The sequence below is a fragment of the Zestomonas ipomoeae genome (genome assembly GCF_057128665.1).
The window spans coordinates 23,730-41,625 of record NZ_JBSKHQ010000021.1; the positions used below are offsets into that span (position 1 = coordinate 23,730).

The window sequence follows — 17,896 nt, forward strand, 5'->3', positions numbered from 1 at the left end:
GAGGGTAGCACGCACCCCGGCTTCGTACCGAGCCGGGGCGGCGATGCGAGGGTATCAGTCGGGCAGCAGACCGCGCTCGGCGAACACCGACTTGGCGGTAAACAGCCCGTTGAGCGCGGCGGGAAAGCCGGCGTAGACGGCCATCTGCATGATCACCTCGACCACCTCTTCCGGCTTGCAGCCAACGTTCAGGGCGCCATGCAGGTGCACCGCCAGTTGCGGCTGGCAATGGCCGAGGGCGGTCAGTGCGGCCACCGTAGCCAGCTCGCGGCTCTGCAGGTCGAGGCCAGGGCGCTGGTAGATGTCGCCGAAGGGAAATTCGATTACATAGCGGGCGAAATCCGGGGCGATGGCTTGCAGGCTGTCGATGACCCGGTGTCCGGCCTCGCCGTCGATTTCGCTGAGTTTGGCCAGGCCGTTGGCGTAGCGGATGTCGTTCATGGGATGTCCTCGAAGGTTGACGGGGACACCTACGCTAAGCCTTCGAGCGAACTCTAAGTCAAGCGTCTTGCAGCCGGGCGTAGTGGGCGATCTTCTCTTGCAGCGCGGCGAGATGCTCCTGGTCGCGGCGCAGCTTTTGTTCCAGGGCCTGTGCGTGTCGCTCGAGTAATTGCTGTCGCGCAGCCAGGGTGTCGTCGCCCTGGGCGCGCAGTTCGGCGTAGGCCAGCATGTCGCGCAGCGGCATGCCGGTGTCTTTCAACCGACAGATGAACGCCGCCCACTCCAGGTCGCGCTCGCCGTACTGGCGAAAGCCGCTGCCGTCGCGCGTCACCTGGCGGAACAGGCCGATCCTCTCGTAGTAGCGCAGGGTGTGGGCGGACAGCCCGCTGCGCGCGGCGAACTGCTGGATGTTCATCCCTTGGTCGCCCGCAGGATGACGAACTTCGGCGTCGCCGCCACCTGCTCGACACGCTTGAACAGTCGCTTGAGCTTGACGTGGTAGCCGAGGTGGCGGTTGCCGACGATCCACAGCTCGCCGCCCCTGGCCAACGCCGCCTTGGCCTGCTGGAACATGCGCCAGGCGAGGAAGTCGCCGACCACCTGCTGCTGGTGGAACGGCGGGTTGCACAGCACCAGGTCCAGCGATTCCGCCGGCTGCTCGGCCAGGCCGTCGCCGGCGCGAATGTCCGCGGGGCGCTCGCCGTGGATCGCCCGCCAGTTCTCCAGCGCCGATTGCACGGCCATGTAGCTCTCGTCCACCAGGGTCAGGCTGGCCTGCGGGTTGTGCAGGGCATAGACGATGCCGAGCACGCCGTTGCCGCAGCCGAGGTCGGCCACCCGCAAGTCGCCCAAGGCCTTGGGCAGGTGCGGAAGAAAGGCGCGGGTGCCGATGTCCAGCCCTTCGCGGCAGAACAGGTTGGCGTGGTTGAGCAGTTCGATGGGCGGAACGTCCAGGCGGTAGCGGCTCGGATAGGGCGAGGTCGGTGCGGGCTTGTCCTGCGGAGTGACGAACAGCAGCCGGGCCTTTTTCACCGCCAGTGAGGCCTGCACCGGGCCGACGTAGCGCTCCAGCAAGTCGCCAGCGGCTCGCGGCAGATGCTTGACCATGCCCGCGGCGACCATCCGCGCGCCCGGCGCCAGTCGGCCGTGCAGGCGGATCAGTTGCTCTTCCAGCAGGGCCAGAGTCTTGGGGATGCGGATCAGTACCTGATCGAACGGGCCGTCGGCCACCTCGCTGGCCGGCACGAAGGCGACCGCGTCGGCGGCCTGGCCATTGCGCGCGAGATTCTTCTGCAGCGCCAGGTGGCCGAGGTGGGAATCGCCGCTGCTGGTGACCCGAACATGTCCGGCCAGGGCACTGGCCAGGGCGCCGAAGCCGTCGTTGAGCACCAGCACCCGGTTGCCGGCGGCCAGACCCTGTTCGTATAGATGGTTGAGCAGGTACTCGTCGGCGGCGTCGAACGCCTGCAGCGGCTCGCCCTGTTGTTCGGGGTGGCGGATCAGGTCGAGCGAGGCGAAGGGGCTGGTGAACTGGGGCATGAATGACTCGAATAGCGGACAGGCGGCGCGGATGGTGCCTTGACGGCTCGTCATTGTCGGCGCAAGTGGGGAAAAAGTCTCGAAAGTGAGAGCTGGTTCCGCAAATCCATGCTTGTGCCACATCCCGCTTTGCCGAAGAATGCCGCCCCCTGCTGATCCGGGTAGTCGCTTTCGATACCGGCTAGTCATTCCGCTCCGCAGTCCAACAATAACCAGGCGCCGGCGATAACGCCGAGACGACCTGGACGCCTTTGATGACATAGGGTGCGCCACCGGTTGGCCGCCACCCGCCCAGACAATTCATTCGCCTCCCGGGACCCGCGCAGCGCCGCAGGCCTCTCGGTTTTTCATTGTTGAAGGTAATTCGATGTTCAAGCCGTTGTTGTCCCTTTCCCTTTCCGCACTGTTGCTGGCCGGCATGGCCGTGGCGGAGGCAAAGGAGCCGATCCTGATCAAGTTCTCCCACGTGGTGGCCGCGGACACGCCCAAGGGCAAGGGGGCCCTGCTGTTCAAGAAGCTGGTGGAAGAGCGTTTGGCCGGCGAGGTGAAGGTCGAGGTCTACCCGAACTCGACGCTGTTCGGCGACGCCAACGAACTGGACGCCCTGCGCAAGAACGAGGTGCAGATGCTGGCGCCCTCGCTGTCCAAGTTCGAGGCCTACACCAAGCGCCTGCAGGTGTTCGACCTGCCGTTCCTGTTCGACGACCTGGAGGCGGTCAAGCGCTTCCAGAAGCGCGGTGCCAGCCGCGACCTGCTCGGCTCCATGCGCGAGCAGAACATCTACGGCCTGGCGTTCTGGAACAACGGCATGAAGCAGCTTTCCGCCAACCGCGAGCTGCGCCAGCCGGCCGACGCCCGTGGCCTGGCCTTCCGCATCCAGCCGTCTGCGGTGCTCGACGAGCAGTTCAGCCTGCTCGGCGCCAAGGCGGTCAGCCTGCCGTTCGCCGAGACCTACAAGGCGCTGCAGAGCGGCTCGGTGCAGGGCGCGGAGAACCCCTGGTCGAACATCGCCAGCCAGAAACTGGACGACGTGCAACCGTTTGTCACCGAGACCAACCATGGCCCGCTCAATTACATGCTGGTGAGCAACGCCACCTTCTGGATGAGCATTCCCTACCGCACCCGTGCCGAGCTGGAGGCCATCATCGAAGAAGTGACCTTCAAGGTGAACCAGGAAGCGGAAGCGCTCAACCAGCGCGATCGCGAGCAACTGCTGGCCGCCGGCAAGACCCGCCTGGTCAGCCTCAGCGCCACCGAGCGGGAAGCCTGGCGCCAGGCCATGAAGCCGCTGTGGAAGCGCTATGAGGCGCAGATCGGCGCCGACGTGATGCGCGCCGCCCAGGCGGTCAACCGCCGCTGACCGAGAAGCCGCAAACATCGCGGGTGTTTATCCGCGATGCTTTGCGGGACACTGGGCCCATGCCGTCGCCATGAGTCCAGTGTCATGTCCGCCAGCGAAGAGAAGTTCACCCGCCAGACCCTGCTCGAGGTGCATTCGCTCACCCCGAGCCTGTTCACCCTGCGCACCACCCGCGATCCCGGCTTTCGCTTCCGCGCCGGCCAGTTCGCCCGCCTCGGTGTGGCCAAGGCCGATGGCAGCACCGCCTGGCGCGCCTATTCGATGGTTTCCGCGCCCCACGACGAGTTCCTCGAGTTCTTCTCCATCGTCGTGCCCGACGGCGAATTCACCAGCGAGCTGAGCCGCTTGCGGCCCGGCGATGGGGTGCTGGTGGACAGGCAGGCGTTCGGCTTCCTGACCCTCGACCGTTTCCCTGACGGCCGCGACCTCTGGTTGCTGGCCACCGGCACCGGGCTGGCACCGTATCTGTCGATCCTGCAGGACTTCGAAGCCTGGCAGCGCTTCGAGCGCATTGTGCTGGTCTACAGCGCGCGCACCGCCGCCGAATTGGCGTACCAGCCGCTGATCCATGGGCTGCCCGGGCGCGAGTACTTGCAGGGGCTCGGCCACAAGTTGATTTACCTGCCCACCACCACCCGCGAGCAGGTACCCGGCCTGCTGCATGGGCGTATCACCACTCTGATCGAAACCGGCGAGCTGGAGCGTGCCGCGGGCCTGGCCCTGGACCCGCAGCACTCGCGCGTCATGCTTTGCGGCAATCCGCAAATGGTCGAGGACGGCCGGACGGTGCTGAAGGCGCGGGGCATGCAACTGAGCCTGAACCGCCGGCCGGGGCAGATCGCGGTGGAGAACTACTGGTAACGGACCCGCGACGTTCCTGCCGGCGTATCCGGACTTCCGTAGGGGCGAATTCATTCGCCTTATGAACGCGGGGAGGCGAACAAATCCGCCCTACAGAAATACATGCCGCGGGGGCGTTCAGGGCTTGTCCTGCTGAGCCTTGAGCAGGTCGCGGATTTCCGTCAGCAGCACCTCTTCCGGCCCCGGCGAGGGCGGCAGCGACGGGGCCTCGGCTTCCTTGCGCTTCAGCCGGTTGAGCAGCTTGATCGCCATGAAGATGGAGAAGGCGACGATGACGAAGTCGAGCACGGTCTGGATGAACTTGCCGTAGCCCAGGGTCACCGCCGGGGCGTCGCCTATCGCCGGCTTCAGCACGATGGCCAGGTTGGAAAAGTCCACCCCGCCGATCAGCACGCCGATCGGCGGCATGATCAGGTCGCCGACCAGGGATGTGACGATTTTGCTGAAAGCGGCACCGATGATGATGCCGACCGCCATGTCGACGACATTGCCTTTAACGGCGAAGGCCTTGAATTCGCTGAGCAGACTCATGGGGTACTCCTGTCGGGAAAAATACGAGCGCAGTGTAGACAGCCAAGGCTCCGCTGCGCTCAAAAAGCTGCTCTGCGCTTCCTGAGCTAGGCTGAAAGAGGCTATTTCCGAGGAGTTCAGCCATGCCGCTCGAACATCACCCGTTGGCGCGCGAGTTTCCCGAGTACAAGACCGAGCTGCGTTCGCTGCAGCAGAGCGCCCCGCGCTTCGCCCATCTGATCGAGGAATACGAGACGCTGGACAAACGCATCTACCGCGCCGAGGCCGGCCAGGAAGCGGTCGATGACATGGTGTTGCAGGGGCTCAAGCTCCAGCGGGTCGTGCTCAAGGACGAAATCGCCGGCCTGCTCAAGCAGGCGGCGCAAGGGACGAGTTGACCGGGGTCAACGGACGCGGCGGCGGCCTGGGGTAGTGTCGGGCTCACTCATACAGGAGCCCGTGCCATGCATGTCGAACATCACCCTCTGGTCAAGGATTTCCCCGAGCTGCGTGAGCAGCTCCACAGCCTGCGCGAGGGCGACAGCCACTTCGCCCAGCAGGCCGATCTCTACGAAGCGCTGGACAAGCGCATCTGCCGCATCGAAGAAGGCACCGAGCGGCTCGATGAGGCCGGCCTGGCCGAGCTCAAGTTGCAGCGCGTGCAGCTGAAGGACAAGCTGGCGCGGCAGCTGAAGAAAAAGGCCGGCGGCGCCTGCTGCGGTTGTTGCGGCGGCTGATCCCGGCGCCGGCTGCGGCTATCATGGGCGCTTTCCTTCGACGGAGCTTCCCATGGCCAAGGCCAAGCGCTTGTACGGCTGCACCGAGTGCGGCGCGACCTTTCCCAAATGGGCCGGCCAGTGCGGTGAGTGCGGCGCCTGGAATACCCTGACCGAAACCATGATCGAAAGCGGCGGTGCCGGTGCACCGTCCGGGCGTGGCGGCTGGGCCGGACAGCAGGCGCAGGTCAAGACCCTGGCGGAGGTCAGCGTCGAGGAGGTGCCGCGTTTTTCCACCGCTTCCGGCGAGCTGGACCGGGTGCTCGGCGGCGGCCTGGTGGACGGCTCGGTGGTGCTGATCGGCGGTGATCCCGGCATCGGCAAGTCCACCATCCTGCTGCAAACTCTATGCAACGTCGCCCAGCGCTTTCCGGCGCTGTACGTCACCGGCGAGGAGTCCCAGCAGCAGGTGGCCATGCGCGCCCGGCGCCTGGACCTGCCGCAGGACAAGCTCAAGGTGATGACCGAGACCTGCATCGAGTCGATCATCGAAGTGGCGCGCCGCGAGCAGCCCAAGGTGATGGTCATCGACTCGATCCAAACCATCTTCACCGAGCAGTTGCAGTCCGCCCCCGGCGGCGTGGCCCAGGTGCGCGAGAGCGCGGCGCTGCTGGTGCGCTATGCCAAACAGAGCGGCACGGCGATCTTCCTGGTCGGTCACGTGACCAAGGAGGGCGCCCTGGCCGGCCCGCGCGTGCTGGAGCATATGGTCGATACCGTTCTCTACTTCGAGGGTGAGTCCGACGGGCGCCTGCGCCTGCTGCGCGCGGTGAAGAACCGCTTCGGCGCGATCAACGAACTGGGCGTGTTCGGCATGACCGACAAGGGGCTGAAGGAGGTTACCAATCCCTCGGCGATCTTCCTCACCCGCGCCCAGGAATCGGTGCCCGGCAGTGTGGTGATGGCCACCTGGGAAGGCACCCGGCCGATGCTGGTGGAAGTGCAGGCGCTGGTGGATACCAGCCACCTGGCCAATCCGCGCCGGGTCACCCTCGGCCTGGACCAGAATCGCCTGGCCATGCTGCTGGCGGTGCTGCACCGCCATGGCGGCATTCCCACCTATGACCAGGATGTTTTCCTCAATGTGGTCGGTGGGGTCAAGGTGCTGGAGACCGCCTCCGACCTGGCCTTGATGGCGGCGGTGATGTCCAGCCTGCGCAACCGCCCGCTGCCCCACGACCTGCTGGTGTTCGGCGAGGTCGGCCTGTCCGGCGAGATCCGCCCGGTGCCGAGCGGCCAGGAGCGCCTCAAGGAAGCCGCCAAGCACGGCTTCAAGCGCGCCATCGTGCCCAAGGGCAACGCGCCGAAGGAGGCGCCGGGCTCGTTGCAGGTAATTGCAGTGACGCGCCTGGAACAGGCGCTGGATGCGTTGTTCGAGTGATTGCGGCCTAGCAGGCCGCAATCATGGCGGGCCCGGCCTGCGAACCCTGTCTACTCCTCGCCCAGCGCCGCCAGTTCGCGCTCCAGCAGCCCCTCGTCGCCCAGGTTCAGTTCCACCAGGCGCCGTAGATGGCTGATGGAGTCGAGGTCGATGTGCCGGCAGACGAAGCCGAGCAAGTCTTTCTGGGTGCGGGTGAGCACCACTTCCATCTGCACCCGCGCGTCGCTGCCGAGGTCGATGGTGGCGACGAACGGCTGGTTGGTATCGCCGTTCCAGTCCCGCGGCCGCTTGACCAGCAGCCCCTTGAGCGACAGGTCGTGCAGTTCGACCCTCCAGCTGCGCTCGCCTTGAACGATCTCCGTGGCGGCATCGAAGGCGATTCGGTGAAAGCGGCGCCGTTCGTTGACTGGTTCACTCATTTTCGCGGATTCCTCTTGGGTTTAAACCACTATAGCTAAGGCTGCCTGTGCTCGCGTCGGCGCCGCCAGAACCAAAGGCCGGCGAGGCCGACCAGCACCCCGACGCCCGCCAGCCAGGGCTTGAGTGGGCGCAGGGCATGGCGCGCGGCGAGCTGGCGTTCCGTCCATAGACGCTCGCTGGCCCGCTCGAAGTCAGGTTCCTCGCACTGGCGGCCGAAATCTTCCGCCCAGGGCACATAGGGGCCGTCGGCGACATAGCGATCGTAGTAGCGCCGCGCCTGGTCGGGATGCTGCGACAGCAGCCAGCCGGTGGCCTGGCACAGCGTGGCGGCGAAGGCCTGGCTGCTGGCCGGCACCAGGTCGGCGGAGCGGCTGGCCAGTTCGGCGGCGACCTGGCGATAGTGGTAGCGCTCGTTGGGCTTGGCCAGGTTGGCGTTCTGTCGCTTCGCTTCGTTCGCGCTCAACAGGTCGCCAGCTTGCTGCGTCATCACCTGGCCGAGGGCAAAGTAACCGTCGAAGGTGGCGTAGTCCGGCGACATCTCGTAGCCCAGCAACTCCATGCCCTGCTCGCGGGCCAGCCTGGCGGCCTGGAAGTAGGCCTGCGCGCGACCGACATCGGTCCAGCGCTGCTCGGCCTGCTGCCGGGCTTCGCCGTAGGCCCGTGCAGCCTCGCGCCGCTCGGCGCTGTCGAAGTAGGCCAGGGCCTCGGCGTAGCGCTCTTCGCGCAGCAGGCGCCGGCCGAGCAGTTCGCGCAGTTGCGCGGCGACCGGGCGTGGTCGGTAGTTATCCCGGTCTTCGGCGCTTTGTGGCGCTGGCGCCGGGACCTGGGCGTCGACGTAGCCTTTCAGCTCGTCGGCGGTCAACACGCGCTCGGCGACTTCGGCGGCGTCCATCCAGTAGATGCCCTCGCTGCGATAGAGCTGGTCGAAGGCTTCCAGGTAGTCGCCGCGCTCCAGCGCCAGCAGGGCGCTTTCCCCGGCGACCCGGCAGCCTGGCTTGACCTGCTCCCAGTCCCAGCCGGGCGTGCGGCGGGAGCCCCAGTCTTCGTCCTTGGGGAACGCCTGGGAGGCCTTGGCGTAGGCCAGCCGCGCCTGTTCCTTGTCTCCGGCGCGCAGCGCCAGCTTGGCCCGCAGCCACCAGGCCAGGCCGCTGTCGCCGGCGTGTTCGAGGAAACGCGATGCCTGGTCGTAATGGCCGTACTGGTAGCTCAGAGACGCCAGGCGGTCGGCGTTTTCCAGGTCTCCCGCGCGATTGCGCAACAGCAGCTCGGCCAGCCGCGCCTCGCCCGTCGGTTGTTCGTCGTAGGACCAGGCGATATGGCTGAGCAGCCGGGCGGTGAGCAGTTGCTGGACCTCCCGCTGTGGCAGGAGCTTGAGCAGCTGTTCCTCCGGCATCTGCGCGAGGTCGTTGCCGAGGCTTTTCAGCGAGCTGTAGCCCGTATTCGAACCGTGGCGGGCCTGGCTGGCATACAGGCGAATCGCACTCGCCCAATCGCCGTCCGGCAGGTACAGCCGGGCTTCTTCGCCGAGGCTGGCGACCCCCAGCTCCAGGGGGTCGGGAAAGCCTTCGATGACCAACTGGCGGGTGCGCTGGAAGGCTTCCTTGGCCTCTCGCACATGCACGGCATAGTCTTCCGGGAAGTCCATGTCGTTCCCGACCTGCCGGGCGAGGGTGCGGCCGAGGGAGTAGGCGGCCCAGGTGCTGCGCTGCTGGCGTTCCTGCGCCGGCAGGGCGAGCACGCGGCGGAAGTAGTCGGCGGCCAGGGCAAGGTCGTATTGGTCGAAGGCCACCGCGCCGGCGGTGTAGAGGGTCAGTTCCAGGGGCAGATCGCTGGCACCTTGCAGTTCGACCTGGCGGGCGTCGTCGAGGGCGCGCAGGCGCTGTACCAGGGCCGCCTGCTCGGTGCTCAGCCCGGCCTGCTCGGCGTCGGTGCGCTGTTGCGCATAGGCCTGGTTGCCGTCCTCGTCCCACCAGTAGGGAGCCAGGGTCGCCTCGCCGGCTTGCGGCAGGCCGGCGATGCTCTGGCCCAGGCGGCTGATCTCGAAGGCGAAGTTCTGCTCCGGCAGCTCGGCCAGGGTCGCGGCGCGGTCGTCCAGCAGGCGATGGGGGAAGTCCGGGCCGCAGGCCAGGGCCGGGGAAGCGAGCAGGCCGGCGCAGAGGGCCAGGGCGAATAGACGCGGGCGGATATCAGGGGACGTCATGCCAGGCTCCGTTGGCAACATTCAGGGATTTGCAACGCAACCAGCCGAGGGCACGGTTCTGCCCGGCGACCAGCCGGTCGCTGTGCTGGCGCGCGAAGACTATCGGTTGCAACGGCCGTTGCAAGCGGTATCCATCGAGCCCATCGCCGGCTTCACAGTTTTCTCCGCGCAGCTCGATGCGCATCGGCAGGGCGCCATCCAGGGTGCCCAGGTTGTTCAGTCGCAGCTCGAACAACTCGCCCTGGCGCTGGATATCCAGGCGTATGTCGGCGGCCAGCGGCTGGCGCCTGGCCACCGCCAGCAGGGTGGCGAGCGGCCAGGCGCGGCGGTCATCGGCCAGTGGCAGGCGAAACCAGACCAAGCCGGCCAGTCCGGTCGGGCGGGCGTCGTGCAGTGCCGCGATCAGCCTGGCCACCTGCGCGGGCTCGGCGCGCAGTTCCTGGCGCCTGCCAGCCTGGGCTAGTGGTGCTTCGCTTTCCACCAGGGGCACGCCGTCGGCGGTCTCGATCAACGCGCTGCCATAGGCCGGCAGCGCCAGATAGAACGGGGTGGGGCTGCGCCGGGCATAGCGCTCGGCCCAGGCCAGGGCCTGGTCGGCATCGAACAGTCCCTGTTGCGGGCGGTTCACTGCGTGTACTTGCAGTACCGAGCTGTCGACGCTGGCCAGCAGGCCCTCCAGCGCCGGGCTGTCGAGCCAGGCGGGCAGGGCGGTGATGCTCAGGGCAAGACCTGGCGGCAGGTCCTGGCGCAGTTCGCCGAGCAATTGGCGATAGCCGGGCAGGCGCGCGCTGGCGCAATCGTGGTCGATTTCCAGGCCCCGTGGTTCGAGGCCGGCAGCCCGCCAGTCGGCCAGCAGGGCGCGCACCCGGAGACGGATTTCGGCGTGGTCGAGCTGCGGCAATTGGCCGTCCAGGCGCAGCACGGCGACCAGCGGCCGGCCGTCGGCGCGCAGTAGCTCGGCGTCGACCCGCGCCTGCGCCCAGCCGGCCTTGGGGTGGGCCTGCAGGGCGAGCACGCGCAACGCGGAGAAGTCCGCCCGGCTTTGCGCCAGGGCTTCGGCATGGGTGCTGCGCCATTGCCGCTGCCAGATGTACAGCTGCTGGTCGAGCGCCGTCGGTGGGGGCGGTTCACATCCCGCCAGCAGTGCCAGGGCCAGCACCGCCCAGGTCTTGCGCCACATGCTCAGAGCCAGCGCCGCACGCGACCCTGGTAGGCACGGTAGTCGTCGCCGAACAGGCGCTGCAGCAGGTGTTCCTCGTAGGCGATCACGCCACGGTTCATGCACAGGATCAGCGCCGGCAGCAACAGCCAGAACCACAGGCTGTCGAGCAGCAGGCCGATGCCGCAGTAGATCAGGGTATCGCCCAGGTAGATGGGGTTGCGCGAGATGCGGAACGGACCGCTGTCCAGCAGCTTTTGCGGCTTGCGGAACGGATTGATGGTGGTCTTGCGCCTGGCCATCAGCAAGGCGGCCCAAAGCATCAGCACCAGTCCGGCGTCGACCAGTCCCCAGCCGAAGTAGCGGGTCCAGGCATTGCCCGGCAGCGTGACGGGCAGTTGGGCGCTGAGGGCCCAGGCAAAACCGATGAAGATCAGGTAGATCAACGGTGGAGCGAGAGTGACTCCGGCTGAGCGGGCGGACATGGTGCCTCCAGGTGGATGAACAGCGCGCAGTGTAGCGCCGGGCTCGCACCGCGGCGCACACGAAAACGCCCGGCACAGGGCCGGGCGTTTCGGGGGCTCGGTAGGGCTTAGTTGCCGTACACCGGGAAGCGCGCGCAGAGGTCCTTGACCTGGCCGCGCACGCGGTCGACGACGCTCTCGTCACCCATGTGCTCGAGGATGTCGCAGATCCAGGTGGCCAGCTCGCGGCACTCGACTTCCTTGAAGCCGCGGGTGGTGACCGCCGGGGTACCGATGCGCAGGCCGGAGGTGACGAAGGGCGAGCGCGGATCGTTCGGCACGCTGTTCTTGTTGACGGTAATGAAGGCACGGCCCAGGGCGGCGTCGGCGTCCTTACCGGTGATGTCCTGCTTGATCAGGCTGAGCAGGAACAGGTGGTTCTTGGTGCCGCCGGAGACCACGTCGAAGCCGCGGTCGATGAACACCTGGGCCATGGCCTGGGCGTTCTTCACCACTTGCTCTTGGTACGCCTTGAACTCGGGCTGCAGGGCTTCCTTGAAGCACACGGCCTTGGCGGCGATCACGTGCTCCAGCGGGCCGCCCTGGGCGCCGGGGAAGACTGCGGAGTTGAGTTTCTTCTCGATCTCCTCGTTCTTGCGCGCGAGGATCAGGCCGCCGCGCGGGCCGCGCAGGGTCTTGTGGGTGGTGGTGGTGACCACGTCGGCGAACGGCACCGGGTTCGGGTACACGCCGGCGGCGACCAGGCCGGCCACGTGGGCCATGTCGACGAACAGATACGCGCCAACCTTGTCGGCGATGGCGCGGAAGCGGGCGAAGTCCAGTACCTGGGAGTAGGCGGAGAAGCCGGCGACGATCATCTTCGGCTTGTGCTCGACCGCCAGGCGCTCGACTTCGTCGTAGTCGATCAGGCCGTTGGCGTCGATGCCGTACTGCACGGCATTGTAGAGCTTGCCGGAGGAGGAAACGGAGGCGCCGTGGGTCAGGTGGCCGCCGTGGGCCAGGCTCATACCGAGGATGGTGTCGCCGGCGTTGAGCAGCGCGAGGTAGACGGCGCTGTTGGCCTGGGAGCCGGCGTGCGGCTGCACGTTGGCGTAGTCGGCGCCGAACAGCTGCTTGGCGCGGTCGATGGCCAGCTGCTCGACCACGTCGACGTATTCGCAACCGCCGTAGTAGCGCTTGCCCGGATAGCCTTCGGCGTACTTGTTGGTCAGTACGCTGCCTTGGGCTTCCATCACTGCCGGGCTGGTGTAGTTCTCCGAGGCGATCAGTTCGATGTGCTCTTCCTGGCGCAGGGCTTCTTGCTCCATGGCGGCGAAGAGTTCGGCATCGAAACGGGAAAGGGTCAAATCACGGCTGAACATGGCAATCCCCAGCTGGGCGGATGAAAGAGGGGGCGAATTCTACCTCATCCGTCGCGAACAGGCATATGAACGGCGGTCATGGGATGGACGAGCGGGGTTCATTTGCTCGCCTCATCGAAGCAGGCGATCAGGCCGCGCTTCACTTGTCTGATCCAGCGATATCGGTAGACGGCGAGGATGCCGGCGCCGAGCAGGCTGTAGCCCAGCAGCCAGGGATCGAAGCTCTCGGAGCCCAGGTTTAGCAATTGAAGCGAGCAAACCATTGCCAGAAGGATTAGCGGCATCACGACTAGTGGGCATTCCGTAGAGAACCGCAGGTAGGCGACAAAGGTTTCGCGGCAGGGCCAGGCCATCAGCCGTTGGCCGATGCGAGCCAGCCGGATCTGCAAATGACCTGGGCTTGTGTCCACATAGAGGAGTCCGCCATAGCCCTCGTTCGGTTCGAGCACGTGATTGTCTTGCTTGAGCAGCAGTTCGCCGCAGTGATACCAGTAGGCGGGGGTTTCGATGCGCAGGGGAATGCGCTCCAGAGGGTGTGCGATGGGCAGCAGCCAGCCGGATCGCTTGGCTGGGAATATCTCCAGCCGCATCTGCCAGAGAAAGATGTATAGCCCGATGCTCAGGGGCAGCAGGCCCAGGAATCCCGCTCCGACCTGGGACAGGAGCAGCATTCCGCCGCACATGATGACGATGGCGAAGATCATCCAGTTCGCCTGGTTTTTATCCCCTGGGGGCTCTTCCGAAGGCGCATAGACCTGTTCTTCCTCCGCATTCAATCGGCGCAGCGGCTGCATGGCCGAGAGCGACTGCCATTCGGCGAGCAGGTCATGCCGCAGACCAGCCACGTGCGGGCAATCGAAGGCCAGCAGCCAGGCCTCGTCGCCCCACCTCAGGCAGTCGAGGTGAATGCTGTGGGACAGGCTGAGCAGTGCCTGAAGGCGTTTCGGTACATGCAAGCGCACGCCGGCCAGGGTGGAGTGGTCCTCGCGGATCACCGCTCGCTTCCAACGGCGAACCTCCACCGGCGCGTGCGCATCGGTGGAGGTGAAGCCGGCGCTGACCATCAGTTGGTAGTCGATCTCCAGCACCACGTGGGTGCGGATACGCTGCGCCTTCTTCCAGCGAGCGGGGTAGAGGTCGGGGTAGTTGGCGGCAAGGGCGGCGAAGTCGGCTTCGCTCAGGTCGTTGTCGGGCACGGTGGCGTTCTTCCTTGAAAACGGCGCGCGAGCATACCCGCGTCGCTCAACTGAGCACAAACAGCTCCGCGCCGCCGAAATGCGCCTGGAAGTCCGCGGCGCTCATCGGGCGGCCGCAGAGGAAGCCCTGCACTTCGTCGCAGTCGTGCTCGCGCAGGAACTCCAGTTGCTCCTCGGTTTCCACGCCTTCGGCGATCACCGCCAGGCTCAGACTATGGGCCATGGCGATGATGGCGCGCGCGATCTGGGCGTCCTGCTCGCCATGGGGCAGGCCGTCGACGAAGCTGCGGTCGATCTTCAGCACGTCGATGGGGAACTGCTTGAGGTAATTGAGCGACGAGTAGCCGGTGCCGAAATCGTCCACCGCAATGCACAGCCCCAGGCGTTTGAGGCCTTCGAGGATCTGCATGGTTTCGCCGACATCGCGCATCAGGATGCTTTCGGTCAGTTCCAGCTCCAGGCAGGCCGGGGGAATGCCGGCGGCGTCGAGGATGCGCGCGATGCGCATGCCCAGTTGGCCATCGGCGAACTGGCGGGCGGACAGGTTCACCGAGATCTTCGGTACCCGCACCTTGGCCTGGTGCCAGGCTTTGAGCTGGTTGCAGGCCTCGGCCAGGACCCAGTCGCCGACCTGTACCACCAGGCCGAGTTCTTCCAGCACCGGGATGAACTGGCCTGGCGGCACTAGCCCGCGGCGCGGATGCTGCCAGCGCAGCAGCGCCTCGGTACCGGTCAGGCGCTTGCCGTCGCCGGAGAATTGCGGCTGGTAGTACAGCTCGAACTCGCCCTGTTCCAGCGCGTGGCGCAGGTCGCTTTCCAGTTCCAGGCGCTCCAGGGCGCTGGCGTTCATGTCCGCCTGGTAGAACTGGAAGTTGTTCTTGCCGCGTTCCTTGGCGTGGTACATGGCCGTGTCGGCGTTCTTCATCAACTGGCTCAGCTCGCTGCCGTCCTGCGGGCTGAGGGCGATGCCAATACTGGCGGTGACGAAGAATTCGCGGCCTTCGAGCACAAAGGGGCGTGCCAGGCTGGCGAGTATCTGTTCGGAGACATGGATCGCCCGATTCAGCGCGCCTTCCTGGCTGTTGCTGGCACGCAACAGCAGGGTGAACTCGTCGCCGCCCATGCGCGCCACGGTGTCGTCCTCGTCGGCGCAGGCGGCCAGGCGCTGCGCCACTTCCTTGAGCATGCGGTCGCCGGCGGCGTGGCCGAGGGAGTCGTTGATCGGCTTGAAACGGTCGAGATCGAGGAACATCAGCACCACCCAGCGCTCGTGCCGTTCGGCCTGCTGCAGCGCGGTGTGCAGGCGATCCTGGAACAGCGTGCGGTTGGGCAGATGGGTGAGGGCGTCGTAGTAGGCCAGGCGGTGAATGCGCTGCTCGCTGGCCTTGCGCTCGCTGATGTCGCTGAAGAAGCAGACGTAGCTGACCAGGTCGCCTTCGTCGTCCTGCACGGCGGTGATGCCGACCCAGGACGGATAGCTGTCGCCGTTCTTGCGCTTGAGCCAGATCTCGCCTTCCCAGCTGCCGCGCTGGTTGAGCTGGGTGAGGATGTAGCTGAGCTGGTTGGCCTGCTGGCGGTCGGCGGTGAGCATGCTCGGCATCTGATCGAGGACCTGGGCCGGCGAGTAGCCGGTGATGCGGCTGAAGGCCTTGTTGACCTGCACGATGTAGCCGGCCGGGTCGGTGACCAGGATGGCGGCCGTGGAGTGCTCGAACACCGTGGCGGCCATGCGCAGTTCCTTTTCCGCGCGGCGTTGCTGGGAAACGTCGCGGCCGACGCCGAGCAATCCCTCGAAGCGGCTGTGCTCGTCCCACATCGGTACGATGCGCAGCTCCACCGGCAGCTTGTGGCCGTCGGCGCGAATGCAGTCGAAGAGAAACAGCTGCGGCTTGAACTCGCTGCGCAGCTCGGCCTGGCGCTGGGGGTTGCCGAGGGCGGCGCGTACCCGGTCCAGCAGCTGGTACAGGCTGGCCAGCTGGTGCGGGTTGGCGGCGGTGCTGTGGAAGCCGTTGGCGATGAGCCAGTCCGGGCTGTAGCCGAGCACCGGTTCAACCGATGGACTGACGTAGTTCAGCTGCAGGTTCTCGTCGCTGGTGAAGATCACGTCGCTGATGCTTTCCGCCAGCAGGCGATAGCGCTGCTCGCTGTCGCGCAGCGATTCGCTGGCCTCGATCTGTTCGGTGACATCCTTGGCCACGCCGATCAGCCGGCTGACGCGCCCCTGGCTGTCGCGGGACAGCGCCTGCTCGCGAATGTCGAACCAGTGCCAGGTGCCGTCGCGATGGCGCCAGCGCAGCTGCGACTGCAGCAGCAGGCCATCGCCGACCACCTGTTGCAGGTTGCGCACCCGGTGGTACAGCTCCCGATCGTCAGGGTGCAGGATGTCTTCCCAGAACAGCTCGCCCATCTGGCGCAGCTCGGCCTTGCTGTAGCCAAGTTGCGGGCCGAGGCGGTCGTTGCTGAACATCACCCGCTTGCCGGGGATGTCATGCACGTAGAGGGTGTCCGGGATCGAGCGCACCACATCCGACCAGAAGCGCTCGCGCTCGACCAGCGACAGCTCGATGCGCTTGCGGCTGGTGATGTCGCTGATGCTCAGGGTCACCGCATGGTAATCCTGGATCATCTCCGGCAGGCGCAGCACCAGCCAGAGGTGGCGCTCATGGCCTTGCGGGGTGACTACCCGGCATTCCAGCTCCAGCTGGTGCTGGGCGCCGAGCACTGCGGCGATCAGTTGGAAGCGGATGCCGCCGGTGCTCAGCCGGCCGCAGCCGATCAGCAGCTTCCAGGCCTGTTCCGGCGTGGTCACGCCGAGCAGGCGCAGTGCCACCTGGTTGGCCTCGGTCACGCGCAGGCGCTGCAGCAGTTCCAGATGCCGTTCGGGGTGGGCCTCCAGCCAGTCGGCCAGGGACTCTTCGTCGCGCAGGCGCTGGTCGCGCAGGAACTGCCGCAGCCCGGCCAGGTCGAGCACGCAGAGCGCGATGCCGGTGCCTTCGAAAATGTCCTGATAGCGCCGGCGGGTTTCCTGCAGCACGCGCAGGGCCTGCTGCTGCTCGGTGATATCGCGCAGCACCCAGACGTGGCCGGCATGCTTATGGCCTTCGCTGAGGTCGCTGCGGGTCACCGCGCACAGGCGTACCGCGCCCTGCTGCGCGACTTCAACCAGATCCGGGCCGAAGTCGTGGGGCAGGCCGGGGCCATGCAACAACAGGGGGTCGAGGTTGGGCAGCAGCTCCAGCAGGTTGCGGCCCTGGGCCTCGGCGGTGGTCAGGCCGAACAGCTGTTCGGCCTGCGGATTCAGGTAGCGCACCCGGCTGGCATGGTCGGTGACCAGCACCCGCTCCTCGATGGCCCGCAGCGCGCTGTCGGCGTAGTGCAGCGAGCGTCGCGAGTTGGCGTTGAGCCGGCGCAGGGTGCGCTGTTCGCGGTGCAGGCCATAGAGGGCAAGCAGCGTCAGCCCGCTGCAGAAGACGAAGAGCAGGAACTTGGCGGCCATGTCCGGCAGTAGTTGCAGGCGCGCCTGATGTTGGTCGAACAGCGCGCGCAACTGCCAGTCGCTGCCGGCCAGCGGCGCGAGCAGAATGCTCTGGCTCAATTCCTGGGCGTTCACCGGCGAGCCGAGCGCCGTTTCCAGGCGTGGCTGGCGCGCGATCACCCGCTGGCTGGGCAGGTCTTCCAGCAACCACTGGTGCTCGCTGACGTGGTTCTTCTGCAGCCAGTCGCGCAGCGCCTCCGGCGACAGGCGAAGCACCCAGTAGCCGCTCTGGCGGATGTCGCGGGCCTGGCGCAGCAACAGGTAGACCTCGCCGCCGGCGGTGGCATCGAAGGCGAAGTGATAGGTCTTGCCGCGATGGCGCGCGAGCAGCCCGGCGAGTACCGCGGCATCGTCGACGGCGGGGTCGCTGTCGGCCAGCATCGTGCCCTGCGGGTCGAGCCAGACCAGGCTTTGCAGCGTCGGGAAGACCTCCCGCAGTGCCGCCAGGGCGGCTGCCTGCTCGCTCGGCGAGGGCTGTTGCGGTGCGGTCTCGTGCAGCAGGGCGAGGCCGGCGTGGGCCTTGAGCTGCATGCTCAGGCTCAGGTTGTCGGCCAGTTGCCGGCTATAGGCGAGGCTTAGCTGGCGCTGGTTGTCCTGCCGTTGTTGGAACTCCTCCAGCAGCTGCCAGAACAACAACGCCAGCATCAGCAGCACCAGCGTCAGCAGGATGCC

Annotated in this window: 16 protein-coding genes; 5 read left to right on the forward strand and 11 right to left on the reverse strand. The window is 66.6% G+C overall.

The window, feature by feature from the left end:
* Positions 1 to 54: 54 nt before the first annotated feature.
* The 3 genes from ACWKV7_RS19730 to ACWKV7_RS19740 are packed head-to-tail and all read right to left on the reverse strand — an operon-like array spanning position 55 to position 1,980.
* Positions 55 to 441, reverse strand: a complete 387-nt coding sequence (locus ACWKV7_RS19730) for a carboxymuconolactone decarboxylase family protein (RefSeq protein ID WP_483859405.1) — start codon at positions 439 to 441, stop codon at positions 55 to 57.
* 58 nt (positions 442 to 499) lie between these two features.
* Positions 500 to 856, reverse strand: a complete 357-nt coding sequence (locus tag ACWKV7_RS19735; RefSeq protein WP_483859406.1) for a MerR family transcriptional regulator — start codon at positions 854 to 856, stop codon at positions 500 to 502.
* Positions 853 to 1,980, reverse strand: a complete 1,128-nt coding sequence (locus tag ACWKV7_RS19740; protein WP_483859407.1) for a methyltransferase — start codon at positions 1,978 to 1,980, stop codon at positions 853 to 855. The genes ACWKV7_RS19735 and ACWKV7_RS19740 overlap by 4 nt, the downstream gene beginning before the upstream one ends.
* A gap of 367 nt (positions 1,981 to 2,347) precedes the next feature.
* Here ACWKV7_RS19740 and ACWKV7_RS19745 point away from each other — a divergent pair, with 367 nt between their 5' ends.
* Entirely contained in the window at positions 2,348 to 3,340 is a 993-nt protein-coding gene (locus ACWKV7_RS19745; protein ID WP_483859408.1) for a DctP family TRAP transporter solute-binding subunit, read from the forward strand.
* Positions 3,341 to 3,424: 84 nt separating this feature from the next.
* Positions 3,425 to 4,201: a ferredoxin--NADP reductase gene (locus tag ACWKV7_RS19750; protein ID WP_483859409.1), complete on the forward strand. Its 777-nt coding sequence runs from the start codon at positions 3,425 to 3,427 to the stop codon at positions 4,199 to 4,201.
* A gap of 117 nt (positions 4,202 to 4,318) precedes the next feature.
* Here ACWKV7_RS19750 and mscL read toward each other — a convergent pair whose 3' ends face one another.
* Positions 4,319 to 4,732, reverse strand: a complete 414-nt coding sequence (mscL, locus tag ACWKV7_RS19755; protein ID WP_483859410.1) for a large-conductance mechanosensitive channel protein MscL — start codon at positions 4,730 to 4,732, stop codon at positions 4,319 to 4,321.
* Between the two features lie 122 nt (positions 4,733 to 4,854).
* Between mscL and ACWKV7_RS19760 the strand changes: the two genes are divergently transcribed.
* From ACWKV7_RS19760 to radA, 3 genes are all read left to right on the forward strand, one after another.
* Positions 4,855 to 5,109 carry an HP1242/YdcH family protein gene (locus tag ACWKV7_RS19760; RefSeq protein ID WP_483859411.1) on the forward strand — a complete coding sequence of 85 codons (255 nt, stop codon included), beginning with the start codon at positions 4,855 to 4,857 and terminating at the stop codon, positions 5,107 to 5,109.
* A 66-nt stretch (positions 5,110 to 5,175) separates the two neighbouring features.
* The gene (locus tag ACWKV7_RS19765; RefSeq protein WP_483859412.1) at positions 5,176 to 5,448 is read left to right on the forward strand and encodes an HP1242/YdcH family protein; all 273 of its coding nucleotides are present in this window, start codon (positions 5,176 to 5,178) and stop codon (positions 5,446 to 5,448) included.
* Between the two features lie 52 nt (positions 5,449 to 5,500).
* Positions 5,501 to 6,868 carry a DNA repair protein RadA gene (radA, locus tag ACWKV7_RS19770; RefSeq protein WP_483859413.1) on the forward strand — a complete coding sequence of 456 codons (1,368 nt, stop codon included), beginning with the start codon at positions 5,501 to 5,503 and terminating at the stop codon, positions 6,866 to 6,868.
* 50 nt (positions 6,869 to 6,918) lie between these two features.
* Here radA and ACWKV7_RS19775 read toward each other — a convergent pair whose 3' ends face one another.
* The 7 genes from ACWKV7_RS19775 to ACWKV7_RS19805 all read right to left on the reverse strand — a co-directional run bounded on the left by ACWKV7_RS19775 (position 6,919) and on the right by ACWKV7_RS19805 (position 17,869).
* Entirely contained in the window at positions 6,919 to 7,287 is a 369-nt protein-coding gene (locus ACWKV7_RS19775; RefSeq protein ID WP_483859414.1) for a PilZ domain-containing protein, read from the reverse strand.
* A gap of 35 nt (positions 7,288 to 7,322) precedes the next feature.
* Positions 7,323 to 9,488 carry a hypothetical protein gene (locus tag ACWKV7_RS19780; protein ID WP_483859415.1) on the reverse strand — a complete coding sequence of 722 codons (2,166 nt, stop codon included), beginning with the start codon at positions 9,486 to 9,488 and terminating at the stop codon, positions 7,323 to 7,325.
* Positions 9,475 to 10,668: a DUF3142 domain-containing protein gene (locus tag ACWKV7_RS19785; RefSeq protein ID WP_483859416.1), complete on the reverse strand. Its 1,194-nt coding sequence runs from the start codon at positions 10,666 to 10,668 to the stop codon at positions 9,475 to 9,477. The genes ACWKV7_RS19780 and ACWKV7_RS19785 overlap by 14 nt, the downstream gene beginning before the upstream one ends.
* A gap of 2 nt (positions 10,669 to 10,670) precedes the next feature.
* Positions 10,671 to 11,132, reverse strand: a complete 462-nt coding sequence (locus ACWKV7_RS19790) for a methyltransferase family protein (protein ID WP_483859417.1) — start codon at positions 11,130 to 11,132, stop codon at positions 10,671 to 10,673.
* Between the two features lie 107 nt (positions 11,133 to 11,239).
* Positions 11,240 to 12,493: a serine hydroxymethyltransferase gene (gene glyA / locus ACWKV7_RS19795; protein WP_483859418.1), complete on the reverse strand. Its 1,254-nt coding sequence runs from the start codon at positions 12,491 to 12,493 to the stop codon at positions 11,240 to 11,242.
* A 98-nt stretch (positions 12,494 to 12,591) separates the two neighbouring features.
* Entirely contained in the window at positions 12,592 to 13,689 is a 1,098-nt protein-coding gene (locus ACWKV7_RS19800; protein ID WP_483859419.1) for a hypothetical protein, read from the reverse strand.
* 46 nt (positions 13,690 to 13,735) lie between these two features.
* Positions 13,736 to 17,869: a sensor domain-containing protein gene (locus ACWKV7_RS19805; RefSeq protein WP_483859420.1), complete on the reverse strand. Its 4,134-nt coding sequence runs from the start codon at positions 17,867 to 17,869 to the stop codon at positions 13,736 to 13,738.
* Between the last annotated feature and the right edge of the window lie 27 nt (positions 17,870 to 17,896).

Excerpts from the sequence above, each read along its gene's own strand:
- ACWKV7_RS19730 (WP_483859405.1), bottom strand. The coding sequence starts at position 441 with ATGAACGACATCCGCTACGCCAACGGCCTGGCCAAACTCAGCGAAATC.
- ACWKV7_RS19735 (WP_483859406.1), bottom strand. The coding sequence starts at position 856 with ATGAACATCCAGCAGTTCGCCGCGCGCAGCGGGCTGTCCGCCCACACC.
- ACWKV7_RS19740 (WP_483859407.1), bottom strand. The coding sequence starts at position 1,980 with ATGCCCCAGTTCACCAGCCCCTTCGCCTCGCTCGACCTGATCCGCCAC.
- ACWKV7_RS19745 (WP_483859408.1), top strand. The coding sequence starts at position 2,348 with ATGTTCAAGCCGTTGTTGTCCCTTTCCCTTTCCGCACTGTTGCTGGCC.
- ACWKV7_RS19750 (WP_483859409.1), top strand. The coding sequence starts at position 3,425 with ATGTCCGCCAGCGAAGAGAAGTTCACCCGCCAGACCCTGCTCGAGGTG.
- mscL (WP_483859410.1), bottom strand. The coding sequence starts at position 4,732 with ATGAGTCTGCTCAGCGAATTCAAGGCCTTCGCCGTTAAAGGCAATGTC.
- ACWKV7_RS19760 (WP_483859411.1), top strand. The coding sequence starts at position 4,855 with ATGCCGCTCGAACATCACCCGTTGGCGCGCGAGTTTCCCGAGTACAAG.
- ACWKV7_RS19765 (WP_483859412.1), top strand. The coding sequence starts at position 5,176 with ATGCATGTCGAACATCACCCTCTGGTCAAGGATTTCCCCGAGCTGCGT.
- radA (WP_483859413.1), top strand. The coding sequence starts at position 5,501 with ATGGCCAAGGCCAAGCGCTTGTACGGCTGCACCGAGTGCGGCGCGACC.
- ACWKV7_RS19775 (WP_483859414.1), bottom strand. The coding sequence starts at position 7,287 with ATGAGTGAACCAGTCAACGAACGGCGCCGCTTTCACCGAATCGCCTTC.
- ACWKV7_RS19780 (WP_483859415.1), bottom strand. The coding sequence starts at position 9,488 with ATGACGTCCCCTGATATCCGCCCGCGTCTATTCGCCCTGGCCCTCTGC.
- ACWKV7_RS19785 (WP_483859416.1), bottom strand. The coding sequence starts at position 10,668 with ATGTGGCGCAAGACCTGGGCGGTGCTGGCCCTGGCACTGCTGGCGGGA.
- ACWKV7_RS19790 (WP_483859417.1), bottom strand. The coding sequence starts at position 11,132 with ATGTCCGCCCGCTCAGCCGGAGTCACTCTCGCTCCACCGTTGATCTAC.
- glyA (WP_483859418.1), bottom strand. The coding sequence starts at position 12,493 with ATGTTCAGCCGTGATTTGACCCTTTCCCGTTTCGATGCCGAACTCTTC.
- ACWKV7_RS19805 (WP_483859420.1), bottom strand. The coding sequence starts at position 17,869 with ATGCTGGCGTTGTTGTTCTGGCAGCTGCTGGAGGAGTTCCAACAACGG.